3 protein-coding genes are annotated in these 4,448 nt (G+C 62.3%); all 3 read left to right on the forward strand.

Translation table 11 applies throughout. From position 1 onward, the window contains the following. Positions 1-1,095: glycine cleavage system aminomethyltransferase GcvT (gene gcvT / locus AC2FH6_RS21325; protein WP_496690629.1), on the forward strand; the 1,095-nt coding region annotated here is incomplete at its 5' end. 18 nt (positions 1,096-1,113) lie between these two features. Then, entirely contained in the window at positions 1,114-1,479 is a 366-nt protein-coding gene (gene gcvH / locus AC2FH6_RS21330; protein WP_142640419.1) for a glycine cleavage system protein GcvH, read from the forward strand. 113 nt (positions 1,480-1,592) lie between these two features. Continuing rightward, the gene (gcvP, locus tag AC2FH6_RS21335; RefSeq protein ID WP_496704183.1) at positions 1,593-4,448 is read left to right on the forward strand and encodes an aminomethyl-transferring glycine dehydrogenase; all 2,856 of its coding nucleotides are present in this window, start codon (positions 1,593-1,595) and stop codon (positions 4,446-4,448) included.

Raw genomic sequence — 4,448 nt, forward strand, 5'->3', positions numbered from 1 at the left:
ATGACGGATATTAGGCGCACGCCTTTGCATGGTTTGCATGTTGAGTTGGGTGGGAAGTTGGTTGATTTTGCGGGCTGGGAGATGCCTGTTCAGTATCCCTTGGGGATTATGGGTGAGCATGCGCAGTGTCGTGAGAAGGCGGCGGTGTTTGATGTGTCTCATATGGGTCAGGTGATCCTGCGGGGTGAGGATGTTGGTGCCAAGCTTGAGGCTCTGTGCCCGCAGGCCTATGCGACACTGAAGCCTGGCAAGGCGCGGTATGGATTTTTCACCAATTCGGATGGCGGGATCATGGATGATCTGATCGTGTCGAATGCGGGGGATCACTTCTTTGTGGTGGTGAACGCGGCGCTGCGTCATCAGGATATTCCACATATGCGCGACAATCTGGACGGGGTTGAGGTGATCGAGATCTTTGACCGCGCGCTTGTTGCGGTGCAGGGACCGAAGGCCGAGGATGTGGTGGGTGCGCTTTGCCCTGCGGCGCGGGATCTGAAGTTCATGGAAACCGTTGTTGCCGACATCCTGGGGGCCGAATGCCGGATCTCGCGTCTGGGCTATACCGGCGAGGACGGGTACGAGATCTCGATCCCCGAGGACCGTGCGATAGAAATCACCAAGGCCTTCCTGGCGCATGAGGATTGCGAGGCGGCGGGCCTGGGCGCGCGCGACAGCCTGCGGCTGGAGGCGGGGCTGTGCCTGTATGGCAATGACATCGACCAGGGCACCTCGCCGATCGAGGCCAGCCTGGGTTGGGCGATCCAGAAACGCCGCAAGGAAGAGGGTGGGTTCCCGGGGGCCGATCGCATTCAAAAAGAACTGGCCGAGGGTCCCGCGCGCAAGCTGGTGGGCATCAAGCCGGAAGGCCGGGCACCGGCGCGTCAGGGCGTGGACATTCAGTGCGCGCAGGGCAATACAATCGGTCAGATCACCTCGGGCGGGTTTGGCCCGACGGTCGGTGGACCTGTGGCGATGGGCTATGTGGCGGCGGATCATGCCGAACCGGGCACGGCGGTGAATCTGATCATCCGGGGCAAGCCGCAACCGGCACAGATTGTGGCCACCCCCTTTGTCACCCAGAATTACAAGCGTTGAAGTCAGGAGAGAGACAACATGGCAACCTATTATTCCGAAGAGCACGAATGGCTGACCGTCGAGGGTGATACCGCGACGCTGGGCATCACCAAACACGCGGCTGAACAGCTGGGCGACGTGGTGTTCGTGGAACAGCAGGAAGCAGGCGACGAGTTCGAGAAGGGTGGCGAGATTGGCGTGATCGAATCCGTCAAGGCGGCGTCCGAGCTTTATGCGCCGGTTGATGGCGAGATCGTCGAGGTCAACGAGGCGCTGGCCGACAATCCGGGCGCGCTGAACGACGACCCCGAGGGCGAGGCCTGGATCTACAAGATCAAGATCACGGATGCGTCGCAGCTGGAAGATCTGATGGACGAAGCCGGCTACAAGGCCTTCATCGGGTAACTTCAATTCCGGGGCCCTGAAACCGGGCCCCGGGCTTCATCTTTTTCCAAATACTCCCGCCGGAGGCATCTGCCAGAGCGGCTGGGCGAGACATTCCTTGAGGAGCGCTACACATGGCCTTCAAACTCACCGATTACGAAGCCTATGACTTTGCCAACCGTCGCCATATCGGGCCCAGCCCGACCGAGATGCGCGACATGCTCAAGGTGATCGGCTTCACGACGCTGGATCAGCTGATTGACGCCACCGTCCCCCCTGCGATCCGACAGAAGGAAGCGCTGGACTGGGGTCCGGCGATGACCGAGCGCGATGCGCTGTTCCACATGAAAGAGGTGGCGAGCAAGAACAAGGTTCTGACCTCGCTGATTGGTCAGGGCTATTACGGCACCACCACGCCTGCGCCGATCCTGCGCAATATCCTGGAAAACCCGGCCTGGTACACGGCCTATACGCCTTATCAGCCCGAGATCAGCCAGGGCCGGCTTGAGGCGCTGCTGAACTTCCAGACCATGGTCAGCGATCTGACCGGGCTGGACGTGGCCAACGCCTCGCTGCTGGACGAAGCAACCGCTGCTGCCGAGGCGATGGCGATGGCCAAGCGCGGTGGCCGGTCCAAGGCCAATAACGCGGCTTTCTTCGTCGATAAAAACTGCCACCCGCAGACCATTGCGGTGATCAAAACCCGCGCCGAGCCTCTGGGCATCGACGTACAGGTGGCTGATCCGGATACGATGGACGCGGGCGCGGTGTTTGGCGCGATCTTCCAGTATCCCGGCACGCATGGACATGTGCGCGACTTCACCGCCGAGATCGCGGCGCTGCATGAACATAAAGCCATTGCCATCGTTGCCGCCGACATCCTGTCGCTGGCACTGCTGAAATCCCCCGGCGAGATGGGCGCGGATATCGCCATCGGTTCGACCCAGCGCTTTGGCGTGCCGATGGGCTATGGCGGCCCGCACGCGGCCTATATGGCGACCACCGACAAGCTGAAGCGGTCGATGCCCGGCCGGATCATCGGCGTCAGCATCGACAGCCGGGGCAACAAGGCCTATCGCCTGGCGCTGCAGACCCGCGAACAGCATATCCGCCGCGAGAAGGCCAACTCGAATGTCTGCACCGCGCAGGCGCTGCTGGCCGTCATTGCGTCGATGTATGCGGTTTATCACGGCCCTGATGGCATCAAGGCCATCGCGCAATCGGTGCATCGCAAGACCTCGCGCCTGGCGGCTGGTCTGGAAGAGGCGGGCTTTGCCGTGGAACCGGAAGTGTTCTTTGACACCATCACGGTCGAGGTCGGCCATCTGCAGAATGTCGTGATGGAGGCCGCCGTGGCCCGCGGCGTCAACCTGCGCAAGGTCGGCGACAGCAAGGTCGGCATCAGCCTGGACGAACAGACCCGGCCCGAGACCATCGAGGCCGTCTGGGGTGCTTTCGGCATCGATCGGGCGGATGACAGCTCGAACAAGCAATACCGCCTGCCGGATTACGCGCTGCGTGAAAGCGAATATCTGACCCACGAGATCTTCCACAAGAACCGGGCCGAGGCCGAGATCACGCGCTATATGCGCCGTCTGGCCGACCGCGACCTGGCGTTGGACCGGGCGATGATCCCGCTGGGGTCGTGCACGATGAAGCTGAACGCCACGATCGAGATGATCCCGGTCACCTGGCCCGAGTTCGGCAATCTGCACCCGTTCTGCCCCGAAGATCAGGCACAGGGCTATCACGAGATGATTGCCGATCTGAACGACAAGCTGTGCCAGATCACCGGCTATGACGCGATCTCGCAGCAGCCCAACTCGGGCGCGCAGGGCGAGTACGCAGGCCTGCTGACCATCCGCAACTATCACTTCGCCCGCGGCGAAGGGCACCGCAATGTCTGCCTGATCCCCACTTCGGCCCATGGCACCAACCCGGCCTCGGCCCAGATGGTGGGCTATCAGGTGGTGCCGGTGCAAGCGGATGAGAAGGGCAACATTGATGTCGCCGATTTCCGCGCCAAGGCGGAAAAGCATTCCGACCATCTGGCCGCCTGCATGATTACCTACCCGTCGACCCATGGCGTGTTCGAGACCACCGTCCAGGAGGTCTGCCAGATCACCCATGATCACGGCGGTCAGGTCTATATCGACGGCGCCAACATGAACGCCATGGTCGGCCTGTCGCGCCCCGGTGATATCGGCGGCGATGTCAGCCACCTGAACCTGCACAAGACCTTCTGCATCCCGCATGGCGGTGGCGGCCCCGGCATGGGTCCGATCGGCGTCAAGGCGCATCTGGAGGAACACCTGCCCGGCCACCCGGAATACGGCACCGCCGTCGGTCCGGTCTCGGCGGCACCGTTTGGGTCTCCGTCGATCCTGCCGGTCAGTTGGGCCTATGTGCTGCTGATGGGCGGTGCGGGTCTGACCCAGGCCACGAAAGTGGCGATCCTGAACGCCAACTATATCGCGGCTCGGCTGCAGGACGCCTATCCGATCCTGTACACCTCGGAAACAGGCCGGGTGGCGCATGAATGTATCCTTGACACCCGTCCTCTGGATGAGGCGGCCCATGTCAGCGTCGACGATGTGGCCAAACGACTGGTCGATTCCGGCTTCCACGCGCCGACCATGTCCTGGCCGGTGGCCGGAACCCTGATGGTCGAACCCACCGAGTCGGAACCCAAGGACGAGCTGGATCGCTTCTGCGACGCCATGCTGTCCATCCGGGCCGAGGCGCAGGACATCATCGACGGCAAGATCGATGCGGAGAACAACCCGTTGAAAAACGCCCCCCATACGGTGCGCGATCTGGTCGGCGACTGGGACCGCCCATACACCCGCGAACAGGCCTGCTTCCCCCCGGGCTCCATGGGCGTCGACAAATACTGGTCCCCCGTCAACCGCGTCGACAACGCATACGGAGACCGAAACCTCATCTGCACATGCCCACCAATGGACGCTTACGAAGAAGCCGCAGAGTAA

The organism is Ruegeria sp. CDSC045, from assembly GCF_059610725.1.

Coding starts and splice junctions, on each gene's coding strand:
- gcvP (WP_496704183.1), top strand. CDS start 1,593: ATGGCCTTCAAACTCACCGATTACGAAGCCTATGACTTTGCCAACCGT.
- gcvH (WP_142640419.1), top strand. CDS start 1,114: ATGGCAACCTATTATTCCGAAGAGCACGAATGGCTGACCGTCGAGGGT.